This window comes from Bacillus sp. FSL R5-0286, assembly GCF_038593245.1.
Classification (GTDB): Bacteria; Bacillota; Bacilli; order Bacillales; family Bacillaceae; genus Bacillus; species Bacillus altitudinis.
In genome coordinates, this window is sequence record NZ_CP151977.1 from 1950134 (window position 1) to 1968151 (window position 18018).

Annotated in this window: 18 protein-coding genes and 1 other RNA gene; 5 read left to right on the plus strand and 14 right to left on the minus strand. The window is 41.3% G+C overall.

The features are described 5' to 3' along the window. Positions 1-130: 130 nt before the first annotated feature. The 4 genes from prpB to NST24_RS09830 all read right to left on the minus strand — a co-directional run bounded on the left by prpB (position 131) and on the right by NST24_RS09830 (position 4349). Positions 131-1048 (minus strand): methylisocitrate lyase, encoded by a 918-nt coding sequence (gene prpB / locus NST24_RS09815; protein WP_058336748.1) that lies wholly within the window; start codon positions 1046-1048, stop codon positions 131-133. Between the two features lie 12 nt (positions 1049-1060). Beyond that, complete coding sequence (locus NST24_RS09820; RefSeq protein ID WP_342461707.1) at positions 1061-2497, minus strand: bifunctional 2-methylcitrate dehydratase/aconitate hydratase; 1437 nt, start codon at positions 2495-2497, stop codon at positions 1061-1063. Between the two features lie 2 nt (positions 2498-2499). Further along, positions 2500-3642: a citrate synthase gene (mmgD, locus tag NST24_RS09825; RefSeq protein ID WP_019743303.1), complete on the minus strand. Its 1143-nt coding sequence runs from the start codon at positions 3640-3642 to the stop codon at positions 2500-2502. 167 nt (positions 3643-3809) lie between these two features. Next, positions 3810-4349: a DUF420 domain-containing protein gene (locus NST24_RS09830; protein WP_008346516.1), complete on the minus strand. Its 540-nt coding sequence runs from the start codon at positions 4347-4349 to the stop codon at positions 3810-3812. Between the two features lie 204 nt (positions 4350-4553). Here NST24_RS09830 and NST24_RS09835 point away from each other — a divergent pair, with 204 nt between their 5' ends. Further along, the gene (locus NST24_RS09835; protein ID WP_008346514.1) at positions 4554-5060 is read left to right on the plus strand and encodes a GNAT family N-acetyltransferase; all 507 of its coding nucleotides are present in this window, start codon (positions 4554-4556) and stop codon (positions 5058-5060) included. A gap of 152 nt (positions 5061-5212) precedes the next feature. Here NST24_RS09835 and NST24_RS09840 read toward each other — a convergent pair whose 3' ends face one another. From NST24_RS09840 to NST24_RS09875, 8 genes are all read right to left on the minus strand, one after another. Beyond that, positions 5213-6004, minus strand: coding sequence for a 3D domain-containing protein (locus NST24_RS09840; RefSeq protein WP_007500712.1), 792 nt, complete (start codon positions 6002-6004; stop codon positions 5213-5215). A gap of 256 nt (positions 6005-6260) precedes the next feature. Next, positions 6261-8042, minus strand: a complete 1782-nt coding sequence (recQ, locus tag NST24_RS09845) for a DNA helicase RecQ (RefSeq protein WP_342461708.1) — start codon at positions 8040-8042, stop codon at positions 6261-6263. Positions 8043-8177: 135 nt separating this feature from the next. Beyond that, positions 8178-8363: non-coding RNA, 6S RNA (gene ssrS, locus NST24_RS09850), on the minus strand. 133 nt (positions 8364-8496) lie between these two features. After that, the gene (locus tag NST24_RS09855; protein ID WP_178930264.1) at positions 8497-8997 is read right to left on the minus strand and encodes a TraR/DksA C4-type zinc finger protein; all 501 of its coding nucleotides are present in this window, start codon (positions 8995-8997) and stop codon (positions 8497-8499) included. Positions 8998-9088: 91 nt separating this feature from the next. Beyond that, positions 9089-9736, minus strand: a complete 648-nt coding sequence (locus NST24_RS09860; RefSeq protein WP_342461709.1) for an SDR family oxidoreductase — start codon at positions 9734-9736, stop codon at positions 9089-9091. A gap of 177 nt (positions 9737-9913) precedes the next feature. Beyond that, complete coding sequence (locus tag NST24_RS09865; protein ID WP_008346505.1) at positions 9914-10255, minus strand: PH domain-containing protein; 342 nt, start codon at positions 10253-10255, stop codon at positions 9914-9916. Positions 10256-10531: 276 nt separating this feature from the next. Next, a complete protein-coding gene (locus NST24_RS09870) occupies positions 10532-10669 on the minus strand; it encodes a YozQ family protein (protein ID WP_017359491.1) in 138 nt (45 codons plus the stop codon). Between the two features lie 49 nt (positions 10670-10718). Next, positions 10719-10931 carry a DUF6501 family protein gene (locus NST24_RS09875; protein WP_017367443.1) on the minus strand — a complete coding sequence of 71 codons (213 nt, stop codon included), beginning with the start codon at positions 10929-10931 and terminating at the stop codon, positions 10719-10721. Positions 10932-11139: 208 nt separating this feature from the next. Here NST24_RS09875 and NST24_RS09880 point away from each other — a divergent pair, with 208 nt between their 5' ends. After that, positions 11140-12624 carry an aldehyde dehydrogenase family protein gene (locus tag NST24_RS09880; protein ID WP_017359492.1) on the plus strand — a complete coding sequence of 495 codons (1485 nt, stop codon included), beginning with the start codon at positions 11140-11142 and terminating at the stop codon, positions 12622-12624. On the opposite strand, the gene NST24_RS09885 is transcribed toward NST24_RS09880, so the two are convergent. Then, positions 12621-12872 carry a hypothetical protein gene (locus NST24_RS09885; RefSeq protein ID WP_342461710.1) on the minus strand — a complete coding sequence of 84 codons (252 nt, stop codon included), beginning with the start codon at positions 12870-12872 and terminating at the stop codon, positions 12621-12623. The two genes, NST24_RS09880 and NST24_RS09885, sit on opposite strands and share 4 nt — an antisense overlap. 50 nt (positions 12873-12922) lie before the next feature. Between NST24_RS09885 and NST24_RS09890 the strand changes: the two genes are divergently transcribed. The 3 genes from NST24_RS09890 (at position 12923) to NST24_RS09900 (ending at position 16716) form a co-directional block, all read left to right on the plus strand. Beyond that, entirely contained in the window at positions 12923-14800 is a 1878-nt protein-coding gene (locus NST24_RS09890) for a prenyltransferase/squalene oxidase repeat-containing protein (protein ID WP_342461711.1), read from the plus strand. After that, positions 14793-15614, plus strand: a complete 822-nt coding sequence (locus tag NST24_RS09895; RefSeq protein ID WP_342461712.1) for a superoxide dismutase — start codon at positions 14793-14795, stop codon at positions 15612-15614. The genes NST24_RS09890 and NST24_RS09895 overlap by 8 nt, the downstream gene beginning before the upstream one ends. A 151-nt stretch (positions 15615-15765) precedes the next feature. Next, a complete protein-coding gene (locus tag NST24_RS09900; protein WP_041091269.1) occupies positions 15766-16716 on the plus strand; it encodes a bile acid:sodium symporter family protein in 951 nt (316 codons plus the stop codon). A 31-nt stretch (positions 16717-16747) separates the two neighbouring features. On the opposite strand, the gene odhB is transcribed toward NST24_RS09900, so the two are convergent. Beyond that, positions 16748-18004, minus strand: coding sequence for a 2-oxoglutarate dehydrogenase complex dihydrolipoyllysine-residue succinyltransferase (odhB, locus tag NST24_RS09905; protein WP_007500721.1), 1257 nt, complete (start codon positions 18002-18004; stop codon positions 16748-16750). Positions 18005-18018 lie beyond the last annotated feature (14 nt).

The window sequence follows — 18018 nt, forward strand, 5'->3', positions numbered from 1 at the left end:
TATTAGAAATAAAACCGACTACGCACTATTAAAGTGTTAATTAAAGTTAACACTTTTCACTAATTTTATATAGCTCATTCTTAATTATCATAAAATGAAAAGCACTTCCTTCATGGAAGTGCTTTTCATTTTATGAATGCTCTTTCCCGATTTCCGGCAGGATCGTTTTGGCTAAATGCTGATCCATTTCTTCATATTCATCATAATGAATCGTTTCATATAGCTCTTTTCTCGTTTGCATGTCCTCCAGCATCCCCTGCTGCGTCCCCTTTTCCTTAATCTCTGTAAATAAACGCTCATACGCTTTTGCAGCAACTCTCAGGGATGACACTGGATAAATCACCATTTGAAAGCCAAACATAGAAAATTCGTCTGTATGATAATAAGGTGTTTTTCCAAACTCCGTCATGTTTGCAAGGAGCGGCCCTTTTATATTGTTTGAAGCATACGTGAAATCTTCTGCTGTAATCAGCGCCTCAGGAAAAATGGCATCTGCTCCTGCTTCTAGATAGAGATTCGCCCGGTGAATGACATCCTCCATCCCGTTTACTGACTTCGCATCCGTTCTTGCGATGACGAGAAGTGTAGGTGCCGCTTGTTTGATCGCTTTGATTTTCGCCATCATGTCTTCTACAGAAACGAGTGATTTTCCGTTTAAATGTCCGCATTTCTTCGGCATTTGCTGATCTTCAATTTGAACAGCCGCTACCTTGCTCTCCACCATTTCTTTTGCTGCCCTAGCTGCATTTAATACCCCGCCATAGCCAGTATCCATATCAACTAAAAGAGGCAGCTGAGAAGCTCGAATGATTTCCTTTGCCTTTTCTGCCATTTCAGTGGAATGAATCATACCGAGGTCAGGAAGCCCTTTGCTTGCGCAAAAAGCGGCACCCGATAAATAAAGCCCTTGAAATCCCATTTTCCTCGCATAGAGCGCAGACATTCCATCGTGAACGCCTGGAATTTGAAATAAAGCGGATTTGTGCATTTGCTCTTTAAAAGCTGCGGCTAAGTCAGCTTGATTTACTTCATCATTCACGATCCACACACTAGCTCCCCCTTATATGACAAATAAATCCATAAATGCTGGTACTGTCGTGGTTTTTAATTGATTTGGATTTTGGCAAAGTGAAACAATTTGATCGACTTGTTTTTGTGGAAATCTCGTTTTCAAATCATATACCCATTTCTTTTCAAGCAGCGGGATCCCTTCCTGCCTTCTTCTGCGATGACCAAGCGGATATTCAATTTCGATTCGATCTGTCATCGTTCCGTCTTTAAAGAAGATTTGAACACAGTTTGCAATTGATCTCTTTTTCGGATCTAAATAGTCTTCTGTATACCGTTTATCTTCTTTGACGATCATTTGATCACGCAAACGGTCAATGAGCGGATTCTGCGCCGTCTCTTCTTCATAATGATCAGCGGTCAGCTCACCATAGATTAACCCAATGGCCGTAATATACTGCAAGCAATGGTCACGGTCTGCCGGGTTGTAAAGCGGTCCTTTTTTATCAATAATTCGAATGGCTGATTCATGTGTCGTAATCTCAATCCTGTCAATCTCATCTAAACGGTCTTTTACCGCATCATGTAGAATGACAGCGGCCTCAGCGGCAGTTTGCGCATGAAATTCTGCTGGATAGGCAATTTTAAAGAGTACATTTTCGATCACATATGACCCGAGCGGCTGGGCAAGTGTGAGTGGTTTTCCTTTCATTAACACATCTTCAAACCCCCACTTTTCTGCACTGAGGGGCGTTTGATAGCCCATTTCTCCTTTCAATGTCATCATCGCTAGTCTCACCGCACGGCTTGTGGCATCCCCTGCTGCCCACGATTTCCTTGATCCTGTGTTCGGGGCATGCCGGTACGTTCTAAGCGGTGAATTATCCACAAATGCTTGTGATAACACATGCTGCACATCTTCTTTCGTTCCGCCAAGCATTGCACAAACAACTGCACTTGATGCCACCTTGACAAAAAGAACATGATCCAAGCCATTTCGATTCAAACAATTTTCTAAAGCAAGCACACCTTGTATTTCATGTGCCTTTACAATCGCATGCAGTACGTCATTCATCGAAAGCGGTTCTTCTCCGTTTGCAAGCCTCGTTCTGCTGATATAATCGCTTACAGCCAATATCCCGCCCAGGTTATCTGAGGGATGGCCCCACTCCTGTGCAAGCCACGTGTCATTATAATCTAACCAGCGGATCATACATCCTATATTAAAAGCCGCTTGAACAGGATCTAACACAAATGAAGTGCCGGGCACTCTTGCTCCGTTAGGGACAACAGTTCCAGGTACGATTGGTCCAAGATGCTTCGTGCATTCTGGAAAGTTGAGCGCCAGCATTCCGCAGCCGAGTGTATCCATGAGTACATACCGAGCTGTTTCAATGGCCTCTTTGCTCGTAATTTCTCCATCCACGGCATAGGCTGCGATATCTTCTAATAGTTGGTCTGTTTGATTGGCTACTGCTGTTTTATTCATATTCATTCCCCCGTTTTTCCATCATCATTTGAGACTTTTAATCCTCTTGGTCCTAAATACCTTACTCTCGGTCTAAAAATCCGATTGTGTGAATGCTGCTCGATGACATGCGCTGCTAATCCGCTTGCTCTCGCAGCAAAGAAAATCGGTGTATAAAGTGAAATAGGAATGCCGAGCACGTAATAAATAGGTGCTGCGTAATAATCAAGGTTTGGATAGAGGTTTTTCTTTTCTTTCATGTATGCCTCGCCTGCGACGCACATGTCATAAAGCGTCGTGTCTCCTTTTGATTCGGTAAGCGTTTTCAATGATCGTTTTAAAAGAGCCGCTCTTGGGTCCATTTTTCTCATGTATACTCGGTGTCCAAAGCCCATCATTTTTTCTTTTGCGGCTAATTTACGTTCAATGAGCGCAAGGAAACCTTCTGTTGTTTTGCCTTCGAGCAGCATGTGCATGACTGCTTCGTTTGCGCCTCCGTGTAAGTCACCTTTTAATGAAGAAATCGCTCCAGTAAAAGCACCATACATGTCAGAATGAGTAGATGCAATGACTCTTGCTGCAAATGTTGAATTCGGCAGCTCATGCTCACTATAAAGCGTGAGCGTTTGGTCAAATGCTTTGATTTCGTCTTGTGCCGGAGTGCGGCCTGTTAACATCGCTAGAAAGTTTTCAGTGTAGGATTTGGTCTGGTCTGGAGTAGGTGTGGTGTCTTGTGTGAGAATATGATAGCTTCCCGCAACAATCGCTGGTAGCTGGCCAAGTAATCGAACGGCACGCGCTTGCTGGCATGCTTCTGATCGATCATTCAGTTGTTCATCGTACCCTGCAAGAGCAGATAAACACGTTCTCATGGCATCCATTGGGTGAGTGGTTTTTGGCAGTTTTGTCAAAATGGTTTGAATGGTTGGATGTAAGCTTGTTTGTGAGGAAATATCTTGCTGAAATTGGTGATATTCCATTGCATCTGGTAATCTTCCATAAATGAGCAGATAGGCTGTTTCTAAGTACGTCTTGCTTTGTGCCAGCTCGATGAGGTCATAACCGCGAATCACAATTTCTTCTTGCTGGACATCTAGGAACGAAATTGACGTTTCGCTTGCCACAATGTCTTCAAGCCCCGGTTTGTACTGCAATTGTTCAGTCATCATATAACCCCCGTTTCGTTCAATTGTGTTCTCCAAACGAGCAAACGGCCAGACATGATGTGATTCTATAGGTGGGAAGATACCGTGCAAGTCGGATACCCAATTCCCATTTTATCCAAAGCACTTCATCTTGTAAATAAAAGAACGTATGCCCAGATGGACATACGTTAGCTGTAGTATGGAGAAATCATAATATATACGATGACACCTGTTAGACTGACATAGAGCCAAAGAGGCATGGTCCATCTTGCAATTTTACGATGACGTTCGACTTGCATTTGTGCGCCTCTAAAGAGAGTGATCAGTGCAAGCGGTACAATGACGGCAGATAAGACGATATGTGTGATGAGAATAAAGAAGTAAATCGGACGAATGATTCCTTCTCCCCCGAAGTGTGTATCAGCTGCCATTGAATGATACGTCACATACGAAATTAAAAAGACAAGCGTTGTTGAAAAAGCCGCAAAGATAAATCGTCTATGGGCTTTAATGTTCTTTTGTTTAATCATAATGAGCGCTGAAAGTAAAAAGATAAACGTAAAACTGTTCATCACGGCATTCAGTAACGGCAGAAATGTAATATCCAGATGACTAAATTTATCTGTTTTTGGCATGAAAAATAATAAAGCAATTAAGCCGTTTATGGCAATTGTTAAAAAGACAACAATGCCGGTGAAATTTTTCGGTTTTTGATTCTGTTCGTTCATGTTTGAAAACCTCTCTTTATTAGTTCCGACTAAGAGTATGTTATTTAACTTTGTCTCTAAAGTCAATGAATTCGCTGTCTTCGTCGAATTTTAGACAAACTTGCCGATTGCCTGCCTTATAGCGGCTTGAAAGATCCACTCACTTCCTTTAGAATGGGAATTTGTGTGGTTTTTATCAACTCTTCTATGAAAGGAGCAATAGACTTGTCAATCTTACAGGAAACAACAAAAGATGTGAAGACATTAGAGCAAGAATTACAGCAGTTGCAGTTCCAAATGTATCGAATGCAAGAAAATATAAAAGATATTTCAAAAAAAGCTAAGATTATTGGCATTGATCAAGCGAAGGAAGATGAATGGATGATCGTCTCTGCAATTGAGAATGCAGATACGTGCAAAATCATGTTAAGCGATTGTGAAAAAGCTTTTCGCGGACAATCTGATTTTTCCTTGATCGCGGAATATCCTGAAGAAGGAAAGATTCACATTGCCGATATTAAAGGCCCGCCTGATAATGGCTATGGATCCATCTGTATGAAGCATTTAAAAGAAATCGCAAGAGAGCAAAACATTCCAGTCATTACTGGGGATCTCGTCAAAAGAGATTGGAACCATGTGGACCGCCTGATTCATTTTTATGAAAAACACCATTTTGATGTTCAAATTAATTGGAAAGAGCAAAGCGGAGAAATTTATTGGGTGGACAGCTAACGACACAAAAACCAGCGTTGAGATGGACTTATACGCTGGTTTTTGTCGAAAATGCGAATTTTTCAGAAAAATATGTGTATTTCCGGCCAAAAAAAGGTATAATAAAAGCATCAGGCCGCCACCTGATGCTTTCTTCCAAAAACAATAGACTACTAGTTAAGTACTTTCACTTTGACTGATTTTACGCCCCAATTTTTAGCTTGGGATTTGCTTGGTACGTGTACATCAATTTTGTTACCTTTAATTGCGCCGCCAGTATCTGCTGCGATGGCTTCACCGTAGCCTTCAACATAAACCTTACTTCCTAATGGAATGACATTAGGATCTACTGCGATTACTTTTGCATTTGGGTTTTTGTTTAAGTTTACCCCTGTTGCAGTGATACCTGAGATGCCACCATCATTTGCTGTATAAGCCGTAGCCGTTACAGTCATTTCTTTTTGAACACTTTGACTAGCAGAAGATGATTCTGCTTTAGCTGTTTCCTTTTTAGGAGCAGCTTTTTTCGTTGTTTGCTCTTTTTGGACAGGTGCCTGTTTTTGAACAGGTTCTGAGCTTACCGGAGCTGAGCTTTGACCAGCAACACTTAATGTTGAACCAATCATAATTATATCTGAGTTTAAGTTATTCCAAGACTTAATATCGCTAATTGACACATTGAATTTTTGAGCGATTTTCCAGAGGCTGTCCCCCTTCTGGACTTTGTACTGCTCCTGAGTTTTCTCTTTTGAAGAGATTGTCAATTTATCTCCTACATAGATCATGTCTGTAGATAAATTGTTCCAACCCTTTAGGTCCTTTAGAGACACATCATTTTTTTGAGAGATTCCCCAAAGTGTATCACCTTTCTGTACAGTGATTTCCTTTGCAGAAGCTTGCTGTGCTCCTAATGCTGTTGTTGAGATTGCTGCAACAGCAACCAAGGACATAATAGTCTTCTTCATAAAGTAAATCCTCCCTTGTTAGCTTTTTATGGCGGCTAACGAGTGCTATCGTAACATATGTAAATGTCATTTCAATAACAAAACGATATGTTTTAGATTACAGTTCCTTTACATGAAACATCTCTCTCCATTGGTAAATCAGCCCACTAAATGGCTCAATTCCGCATCATATCAAGGTTTTGTAGGGATGGAAATCATCATGATGAAAACGCGTCCAAGTGAAACGAAAAAAATTTATTTTCCTTCTTCAAACTCTTTATTTTTTCTCTTTTTCTATAAATAAACGTATTTCTTCTAAAAAAACATCTCCATATTTCTCTCTTTTTTGTGCGCCGACACCTTTAATATTTAAAAGTTCTTCTTCTGTTTTAGGCTCTACTGCTGACATTTCCTTCAATGTTTGATCAGAAAAGACAACAAATGGCGGAACACCCTGCTCTCTTGCCAACTTCATTCTGACCATTCTTAACTGCTCAAATAATGCATCATTTTCTTGAATAGCCTCTGCCTTTATCGCCTGCTTTTTATAGACGGTCTCTTGCCCCACTAGCACTTTCTTTCCTTTTTGTGTCACTTTTAGTGTTGGAAAAGCTCCTTCAGACATGTGTAAATACTCTTCTGTAATTAAAAATTCAATGAAATCACTGATATGTTGGGCTGAATGCTGTTTCATTAAAGCATAAGTAGGCAGCCGGTCGAAACCAAAACCAAGCACTTTTTTATTTTTAGAGCCGGCTAATACTTGAGCTATCATCATTTTTCCGAATCGTTCGTTCATTCTAACGGTACACGACAAAACCATTTGTGCTTCTCTCGTGACGTCTTCACGCTCTCTCTCGTCTAGACAGTTGCTGCATTTTTGACAAGGGGCACTTGATGATTGGTCAAAGTAATCCATCACAAATTGCTGAAGGCACTGTTCCGTATGACAGTAGTCTACCATTTGTCTCAACTTGAGCAATTCATGCTGATACCGCAATTCATCTTCTGTTGATTGTTCAATGAGAAAGCGCTGCACGCGTACGCCTTGCGGTGAAAACAGTAAAATGCATTCACTTTCAAGCCCGTCTCTCCCGGCACGTCCTGCTTCTTGGTAGTAACTTTCAATATCTCTTGGAATTTGATGATGAATGACAAAACGTACATTAGACTTATTAATCCCCATACCAAATGCAGATGTAGCTACCATTACTTGAATATCATCATTTAAAAAAAGATTTTGCTGTTCTTCTCTCACTTCATCATCTAATCCTCCGTGATAAACACCCGCTTTGATCTTTTGCTTTATTAGACGATGATAAATTTGATCTGCTTCTTTTCGTGTGGCTGTATAAATAATGCCTGACTCAAGACTGTTTTTCTTCATATATTGTGTGATGAATTGGTCGCTGTTTTGCCCTTTCACCACTTGAAAAGACAAATTTTCTCTAGCAAAACCAGTAAAGATTGTTTCTTCTTCGTCCATTCCAAGTTGCTCACATATATCCTGTTGGACCTTCTTTGTAGCAGTGGCTGTTAATGCTACAATAACAGGCCTTTTTGAAAGCTTATTTACACATTCTTGTATAAAGCGATAGCTCGGTCTAAAATCATGTCCCCACTCAGATATACAGTGCGCTTCATCAATAGCCATTAAAGGAATCGTCAATCGATCAAGCAGCTGAAAAAAACGTTCATTTTGTAAGCGTTCAGGGGTGATATAAAGCAAATCATACTCCCCCTGTTCACATTTTTTCAGCCTTGTATTCATTTCACCTGCTGAAAGTGTACTATTTAAAAAGGACGATCGTATTCCCATCTCATTTAACGCATCAACCTGATCTTTCATTAAAGAAATAAGCGGAGATACAACGATTGTCGTTCCTTCCATCATAAGGGCAGGAATCTGGTAGCAAACCGATTTCCCTCCGCCTGTCGGCATAATGCAGACCGTATCCTTCCGTTTATTCACAATCGATTCAATGGCTTGTTTTTGTCCTTGTCTAAAAGCATCAAAGCCATAATATTGTTTAAGAAGTGCTTCTGCTTGTTGTAACATCCAATTCCCTCTCCGTCGTTTGTTTTGTCTATTTTAACATACATTTGTACATCCACATTCGGTCTGTTCAAAATCGTATTTCGGACAAAATAAAAAGCCATTTTCCAAAAATGGAAAATGGCTTGAATCATCCTAGGAAAAGCTGCAGATGCCGTAATCTAAGTAAGAAAGTTTTAAACCACCACTCCTCAAAGTGGGTGTTTGCAGAAACGTTCCTGTCTTCCTCTCGAAGGAGGCGTGACATTCCGGCTTCAATATAAAACTCCCTATTACAGCTTAAAGGTTAAAACTTAATTAACATTACGCGCATCGCAGCCTTTAAACTATACTACACGAAAGTTTATTAAATTTCAAGATATGTTTTTTCTAAAAAAATACTCATGTATACAAGATTTTTGTCCATGTAGACGTGGGAAAACATTATGGTGAGAAAACATAAATTCCTCTCATCATGTTATTTTTCCTCATCTACATCAACATCTTGCTCTTCTTCTAGCCTTTCATACGTATCTGAATGTAATTGATCCATTGTTTCTCTATTTGTTAAATCACGCATTTGCTCAGAGAACGAACGGTCAAATTCATTTGGATCTTGATTGGTTTCTTCATTTATTTTTGCATCAATCGAATAACGAGTATAGGGTACTGCTTTCAAACGTTCATATGGAATGTCTTTTCCTGTTTTTTCACAAATTCCATATGTTCCGTCTTCCATCCGCTTAAGCGCCGCATCAATTTCACCTTCGATCTGATCATCGACTTGATCCAGCGTCTGTTCGGTCATGCGATCTAAATAGATGCTTCCGTGATCTGCGATATGGTTTCCAACACCATTTGAAATCTCATTCGATTCGACCAGCATGGATTCTTCTTTCTTTTTTGATCCTTTCACATCTTCTTTTAATTGAATAAGTCTTTCATATAAATCAGCTTTTTGCTCTTTCGTTAAGCTCACGGTCAATCACTCCTTTCTCTTTACCTTCCCGCTCCATGCGAAATGAAAACATCAAAAAAGCCGCCGCCTCTTTGGCAGCAGCTTTCTTCATTTAAAGATTGCGAAGTGCTTCTTCTACTGGTGTATCACCTTTGATTAAGTCAAAGGCTTTATTTTTCAAATTGGATTCCGTTAAGCTTTCCACTAAGACAGTGGCTACATCTTCTCTGGAAATCTCAATGTCACGATCGTCTGGAATATGAGCAGCCGCTTCTATTTTCCCTGTCTTCTCCTCATGCAGCAGTGCTCCTGGCCGCACAATGGTGTAAGAAAGACCAGACTGTTTTAAATGTTCATCGGCTTTTCTTTTCGCTTCATAATAAATCTCCATACTGCCTTGTCCTTTTCCTTGATGAGGATCGTCAGCATTATAAGAACTCAGCATCACAAAATGCTGAATATTTTCTTTTTTGGCTGTATCAACGAGGCGTTTTGCCCCCTCTTGATCAACAGCGATGGTTTTATCTGCACCTGTTTTTGAGCCTGAACCAGCTGCAAAGATGACAGCTTCTGCTTGCTTCACAGCATCTGTCAAATCCTTTTCAAGATCACCGATGACAGGCGCTGCCCCAAGTTCTTTTAGCGCATCTGCTTGTTTTTCATCTCGAATGAGAGCAAGCGGCTCATGTCCTTTTTCTTTTAAATATCGAATGACAAGTCTCCCTGTATGTCCGTTTGCTCCAGCAACTAATACTTTCATTGTTCATTCTCCTTTCTGTATCTGTTTCATCTTTATCCTTTTTTGTTGTGATTCAAACACATGAATAGAAAAAAGCCTTCCCCACTGTAGTGGGAAAAGCTCAAGAGATGTGCGATAGATAAAAATAAGAACAAAGAATGAGAAAAGTGCATGTGATCTATGTAATCGCATCGTTGATCAGCAAAGATGTTTTGTTAAAATGGCCTGCACGTCACTCAAATCTGTATCTTTAGAAAAATCGAGTTCAAATACTTTTGAGCTTGTAACAAGCAGCATACCAGTGTCCTGATCAAACACGCCAGCTTCTTGAATGGCAAAACTTTCAATTGATCGATACGGCAAGGAGACCCTGACTTTCTTTTTAGAAAATACGCGGTTATCGCCAAAGATCAGTCGTTTATTGGTGAAACAAATTTGGTCGTGACGCAGTCTGTAAACAGCCTCAATTCTTTCTCCTTCAATTAATAAGGATTCGAATTTTTTATGATCATTTTGTTTACTGACAGAAAAAATACCCACGTAAACCCCCTCTTCCTGCATCAAATTCCTTTATGACAAAACGGCCACACGGCTCTGTGGGTACGTTTTATTCTCACTTATAGAATACGCTATAAATCGTCGTTATTCCATTACGAATAGATTAAATTTCATTTAACTTTTTCTTTTTGATCCGATGCTCTTTCCTCTACTTATTTAGACTGTTAAAGCAGGAAAAAAGTTTCAGTTTTTTCAAGAAATCATTCGTTATGAGACCATAAAAAAACAGTGATTATGTAAAATCACTGTTTTAAATGACTATTCATCTTTCGGGGTATCAATCGTTCCTTCGGCATACACATCAGAAATCTGCTCAAGCGTAATCGCCATATCAGCATCTTCATTGTCATGCCAAGCATTTTGATGTTTCTGCTCTTCTTGCTGCTGCTTTTTCATCATCATCACCCTTTACTGTTTTTCTTAGTATGAGTGATGACCATCAAAATCATTCAGCAGAATTGTCTTCGAAATACTCTTTGTAATACCCGCCTACTTTACCCGTATTATCAACGACAAAGAGAAATTCCTCTGTTTCATTTTTCACATCATATGTGTGTCCAACCGTTAATGCCCGGTCAACCATATATTTTTTCGCATTTGTATGTACACATTTTACTTGTTTTACCGTTTCAGCCGTTTGCCAGTTTTGATGGATCATGATTTAAAAACTCCTTTTTTCATCTATACATTTATTGTAGCCAATTTTTCGTGAAATGCAATGAGTGTTATCGATTGCTTTCAAAGATGTCGTGTAATATGATAAATGTATACGTTTACATATGTGTGCGTATAAAATTGCTTCATGTCCACTTTTTCCACCTAGAACTCGCAGAACAACCCATATCTTTAAGGAGGTTTGTTTATTTATGAGCTCTACAACACTTCAAATCAGTTCAAAACTCGAATCTTTTCTCCAAGGGACGAAAAAACTCTACATTAACGGTCAGTTTGTCACAAGTCATGATAACAAAACATTCTCTACACCTAACCCTGCCACAGGAGAAACCCTTATTGATGTATATGAAGCAGGTGCAGCCGACATTGATGAGGCAGTAAAAGCTGCTAAAAAGGCGTTCCATGGACCTTGGCGTTCTATGTCTGCAGCCGAACGTGCCCGCTTGATGTTTAAGCTGGCAGATTTAATGGAAGAACACCAAGAAGAACTGGCTCAGCTGGAAACACTTGATAATGGAAAACCAATTAATGAAACAACCAATGCGGATATCCCTCTTGCCATTGAGCACATGCGCTATTATGCAGGGTGGACCACCAAAATGACTGGACAAACCCTTCCTGTCAGCCAGGGATATTTTAATTATACCCGCCATGAGCCTGTTGGCGTTGTGGGACAAATCATTCCTTGGAACTTCCCGCTGCTCATGGCCATGTGGAAAATGGGTGCTGCACTAGCAACAGGCTGCACCATCGTTTTAAAGCCAGCCGAACAAACGCCACTATCTGCTTTATATTTAGCTGAATTAGTGGATAAAGCCGGATTTCCAGAAGGCGTGATTAACATCGTTCCTGGATTCGGTGAAACAGCCGGTGAAGCATTAACCGATCACCCTGATGTCAATAAGCTGGCTTTCACTGGATCAACAAGTGTTGGGAAATTGATCATGGAGAAAGCAGCCAAATCCATCAAGCGTGTTACTTTAGAGCTTGGCGGAAAATCGCCGAATATTATTTTACCAGATGCCGATTTAAAGAAAGCCATTCCAGGTGCATTAAACGGCGTGATGTTTAACCAAGGCCAAGTGTGCTGTGCAGGATCAAGGGTCTTTGTGCACCGGAGCCAATATGATGAAGTCGTCGATCAAATGGCTAAATATGCGACATCATTAAAACAAGGAGCTGGTCTTCATCATGATACCCAGATTGGGCCTCTAGTGAGTAAAGAGCAGCATGAACGTGTGTTAGGTTATATCGAAAAAGGGAAGTCAGAAGGTGCAACAGCCGTAGTCGGTGGTGACTGCCCTTATGAAGCAGGCTATTTCGTCTCCCCTACTGTCTTTAGAGATGTAGAAGATGAAATGACAATCGCAAAAGAAGAGATCTTCGGTCCAGTTCTATCTGCGATTCCTTACGATTCCATTGATGAAGTGGTCGAACGGGCCAATCAATCTGACTATGGGTTAGCGGCAGGACTGTGGACAGAAAACTTAAAGCATGCTCACGATATCGCTGCACGCCTAGAAGCAGGAACCATTTGGGTCAACTGCTATAATGTCTTTGATGCCGCCTCCCCGTTTGGCGGATATAAACAGTCAGGCCTTGGCAGAGAAATGGGATCATATGCCCTTAACAACTATACAGAAGTCAAAAGCGTGTGGATTAATCTGCAAGACTAATCATTTAAGAAAGCCGATGACGATGTCATCGGCTCAGATTGTTGACAAAGGGCTAAAATGAACTTGATTTTAGCCTTTTGTCTTCTTTTCAGCGTGATAGAAAACCTTTGCAGTCTAGGAAGGACGAGTACTGGAGCGGAGCGAATTTGACATTCGTGAGCACCAGCACACAGGACTGACAACGAATGCGAGGGTTTGTCTACACGCTGAGCCGGTGACGATGTCATCGGCTTTTTTTGTGCTGGCATGTGACAGGCCGACTCCTGAATATAGTGATAAAGGAAAGGAGCATGGCCGAATGCAAGATTTTAAAACGAGAGTCAACGAATATATCTATGAACTTCACATGCAGGTAGAACGCAGACAAAGAGAAGATGGCGCATTTATTTTCTGCTTTGAAGGACCTATGATGACAAATGCTTTTTTCATTATGCTGTTAAAAGCCGTTGGTGACCCTGATCAGCAATTGATCCATCAATTGGCCGAAGCAATACATGCCAAACAAAATGAAGATGGTTCCTTTTCTTTGTATCATGACCAGTCGGGACATCTCACAGCTACAGTACAAGGTTATTGCGGCATGCTCGCATCTGGCAGATTTCAAAAAGACGAGCCCCATATGGAAAAAGCAGCACAATATATTCGCTCAAAAGGTGGACTAAAGAGCGTTCATTTTATGACAAAGTGGATGCTTGCCGTAAATGGCATGCACCCTTGGCCCTACTTCTATGCACCTCTTTCTCTTTTACTCATCCCTACGTCTTTTCCGCTGCACTTCTACCACCTTAGTGCCTATGCAAGGATTCATTTTGTACCCATGATGATCGCACTGAACAAACGGTACACCTCTCATGCTGCGTTTCCATCATTAGCCCATCTTGATGAAAACATGTCTAAAAATCCATTTGACTGGTTTATGGCAAGAGAAGAACGTTCGACTGATGACTTCCTCATGTATATGCGGTCATATACAGCCCTCGACAGCCGGCTCGACTTTTTCGGATATGAAGCGGCAAAGCGATACATGTTTGACCGTCTTGAAACAGATGGGACGCTGTACAGTTACTTAAGTGCAACCATCTTTATGGTCTATGCCCTCATGAGCCTTGGGTACTCCCCTGGACATCATCTCATCCAAAAAGCAGTCAGAGGTATGAAAAAGCTCGTCACCTCCTGTCAAGGCAAGATATATGCTGAGAATTCCACCTCGACTGTGTGGGATACAGCGCTTGTCAGTTACGCTTCTCAAAGAACAGGAAGAAAACGAGAAGATCCCATGATCATGAATTCCTTCACCTATTTGCTGGACCGGCAGCAAATGAAGAAAGCGGATTGGGCAGTTCATAACCGGCATGCTGCTCCCGGGGGCTTTGGTTTCTCACATATCAATACGAATAATCCTGATTGTGATGACACGCAAATTGTGTTAAAAGCGATCCCAAAAGAATACGCTCCACTTCAGTGGAAACGAGGATATGACTGGCTTCTCTCCATGCAAAACCGTGATGGCGGCTTTTCTGCTTTTGAAAAAAATCAAGATCACTTTCTACTTCGTCACCTTCCGCTTGAATCTGCGGAGGATGCAGCGATTGATCCGTCAACTCCTGATATTACTGGTCGTGTGCTCCATTTGATTGGTTTAGAAGAAAAAGATACTGCTTCACCCTCGATTCTCAGGCAAAAAGATCGATGTGTAAAATGGCTCATTGACCACCAAGAGAAAAACGGATCATGGTTTGGCAGATGGGGTGTTTGTTATATTTATGGAACTTGGGCAGCGTTAACAGGACTGAAAGCGGCCGGCGTTCCCTCCTCACACCCTGCTGTGCAAAAAGCGTGCCGTTTTCTAAAGCAGATTCAGCTTGAAGATGGCAGTTTCGGAGAATCGTGTAAAAGTGCAGAACTGAAAACCTATGTCCCGCTTCCCTTTGGCACAGTGGTTCAAACCGCATGGGCGACCGAGGCGCTCCTCCAATATGAGAAAGCAAATACCGCAGCCATTTTGAAAGCTGTCTCCTTTTTAGTGAACCATCACCATACTGAAGAAGCCATGTACTATCCAGTCGGCATTGGACTGCCAAAACAATTTTACATCACCTATCATAGCTACCCATTTGTGTTTCCGATGATGGCTTGTTCTACATTTTTAAACGAAATGAGGCGTATACATGAATAAAGAAGAATATCGCTCACAGCTCAAAGAGTGGCTTAGCACGATTCAACATGTGTGGCAAGATGATAAAATTCATCGAAAAGTGGAAAATTTACGACTCAAAATGGAGGATGATCATTCGAGTGAACAAGAATGGTACGAACTAGCCGAAAGGATTGCAGAAGACATGCAGCCACACGAAGAAGTGCGCGATGTAGCAGCTGGAAATCATCAGTTACCACCACTGCCTTACCGGTATGACGCGCTCGAACCTTATATTTCAAAAGAAATTATGTACTTGCACCATCAAAAGCATCATCAAACTTATGTTGATGGTCTAAATCAAGCTGAACTTGCGCTAAAAAAAGCAAGAAAAACCAATGACTTTACGATGATCAAGCATTGGGAACGTGAGCTTGCCTTTCATGGGGCAGGACACTATTTACATTGTATCTTTTGGTTTTCAATGAGCCCTTCAGGAAAAAGAAAACCTACTGGTCAAATGCTTCGTCTCATTGATCAATCATTTGGCAGCTATGAGGCGTTCAAGTCACATTTTTCAGCTGCTGCCAAACAAGTAGAAGGTGTGGGATGGGCGATTCTTGTATGGTCCCCGCGATCTCAGCGTTTAGACATTTTACAAGCAGAGCGCCATCAGTTCCTCTCGCAGTGGGACATCATCCCCCTTCTTGCTCTTGATGTGTGGGAGCATGCCTATTACCTCCAATATCGAAACGAAAAGACGCAATATGTAGACCAGTGGTGGAATGTCGTTGACTGGCGTGAGCCAGAAGCAAGACTAAAACAGGCTCAACAAGTGAAATGGACACCTTTTTGATCGCGTACTCCACATAGTTCATATACTATGTGGGTTTTTATTAGTTTACATAATAATATTATGAACACCCAATACAAAATCATAGGTTGTTTTTTCAGAAAATTCATTTAAAATAGAAAAGATATGAAAAGAAAGAGAGTTGAATCATAGTATGAACACCCTTTTACACATTAGTCACTTTGCAGGAAGAACATTTGCTATATGGGTCATTGTCTTTGCTTGTCTAGGTTTTACTTTTCCTGCGGCATTTTCTTTGATTGGACCTTATATCCCTTTTTTACTTGGCATTATTATGTTTGGCATGGGGCTGACGCTGTCTTCTGAAGATTTTAAAGAGCTTTTTAGAAAGCCTCTTTATGTATTGATCGGGGTTTTAGCGCAGTATACACTGATGCCACTCATTGCATTTTTATTGGCCTATGGGTTACATTTGCCTTCTGAAATCGCTGTCGGTGTCATTCTCGTCGGCTGCTGTCCAGGCGGGACTGCATCCAATGTAATGACCTTTTTGGCGAAAGGAAATACGGCCTTATCCCTTGCCGTGACAACGATCTCGACACTACTTGCTCCCATTTTGACCCCTGTTTTTATTTATATTTTTGCAAAATCTTGGTTATCTGTATCACCGGGTGCTTTGTTTTTGTCGATTGTCCAAGTTGTCTTAATTCCGATTATTTTAGGGGTCATCGTCAAATTGTTTTTTAAAAAACAAGTGACCTATGCTGTACAAGCACTCCCTCTTGTATCTGTTACTGGCATTGTCGCCATCATCGCAGCTGTTGTCAGCGCAAATAAAGAACAGATTCTGCAATCTGGACTGCTTATTTTTGCCGTTGTTGTTTTACATAATGCCCTCGGCCTATTATTGGGTTACCTCATTGCAAAATGGTGTAAAATGGACATTCCTTCTCAACGAGCAATTTCAATAGAAGTAGGGATGCAAAATTCTGGACTTGGCGCAGCCCTTGCAACCGCACATTTTTCTCCACTTGCCGCCGTTCCCAGTGCCATTTTTAGCGTATGGCATAATTTATCTGGCTCTTGGCTGGCAACATTTTGGTCAAAAAGAGGCTACCCAGAAAATAAAGACCAAAAAAGCTAGTACCCTCATCGGTACTAGCTTTTTCTTTCGATTATCCTTCAAGCAATAGCTGTTCAGGATCTTCAAGTAGATTTTTAATCGTGACAAGGAACCCAACAGCTTCTTTACCATCGACAATACGGTGGTCGTATGAAAGAGCTAAATACATCATTGGACGGTTTTCAAAGCGTTCTTCATCAATTGCAACAGGACGAAGCTGAATTTTATGCATACCTAAAATTCCAACTTGAGGACTGTTTAAAATTGGTGTTGAAAGCAGAGAACCAAATGTTCCTCCGTTTGTGATCGTGAATGATCCACCTTGTAATTCATTGAGCGATAATTTGTTATCTCTTGCTTTTTTCGCAAGATGACCGATTTCTTTTTCAATTCCAGCAAATGATAGTCTGTCTGCATCACGGACAACTGGTACCACAAGCCCTTCATTGGCGGCTACAGCAATACCGATGTCATAGAATTTTTTAATGACAAGCTCATCACCTTGAATTTCTGCGTTGAGAAGTGGATATTTTTTAAGTGCTGCTACCACTGCTTTTGTGAAGAAGGACATGAAGCCCAGTTTCACATCGTTTTGTTCAAGGAAGGCATCTTTGCGACGCTTTCTTAGATCCATGACAGCTGTCATATCGACTTCATTAAATGTTGTCAGCATCGCTGCCGTTTGTTGAACTTCAACTAAACGTTTTGCAATGGTTTGTCTGCGGCGTGACATTTTTTCACGCTCAACTGGTTTCCCTGCTTGATCATTTTGCACCGCAGCATTTGCTTTTGGCGCGGCTTTCGGTGCACTTGCAGGAGCTTCATTCTTTTGGTAAGAAGCTACATCCTGCTTTCGTACCCTGCCCAGCGGATCTGCGGTTGGAATCTCAGATAAGTCTAACCCCTTCTCTCTTGCTAGTTTTCTAGCTGCTGGAGAAGCGATCGTTCTGCCATTACCAGATTTCGGCTCTTCTTTTGCTGCCTCTTCTTTTTGTTCAGCTGCTGGTTCTTCTTTCGAAGCTGGTGCAGAATCTTGCTCAGGTGCTGGAGCTGCGGACTCGCTTCCGCCAGCTTCACCTGCTGCAATCGTTCCGATGACTTCTCCAACTTGGACAGTGTCACCAGAATCTTTCAGTACTTCTTTTAGAACACCAGATTCTTCAGCTGTCAATTCGACATTGACTTTATCTGTTTCAAGTTCTAACAGGTATTCCCCCTGCTCAACATAATCGCCCGGCTGTTTTAGCCACTGAGCAATTGTTCCTTCCGAGATTGATTCCGCTAGTTCAGGTACTTTAATTTCCGCCATTTTTCATTTCCCCC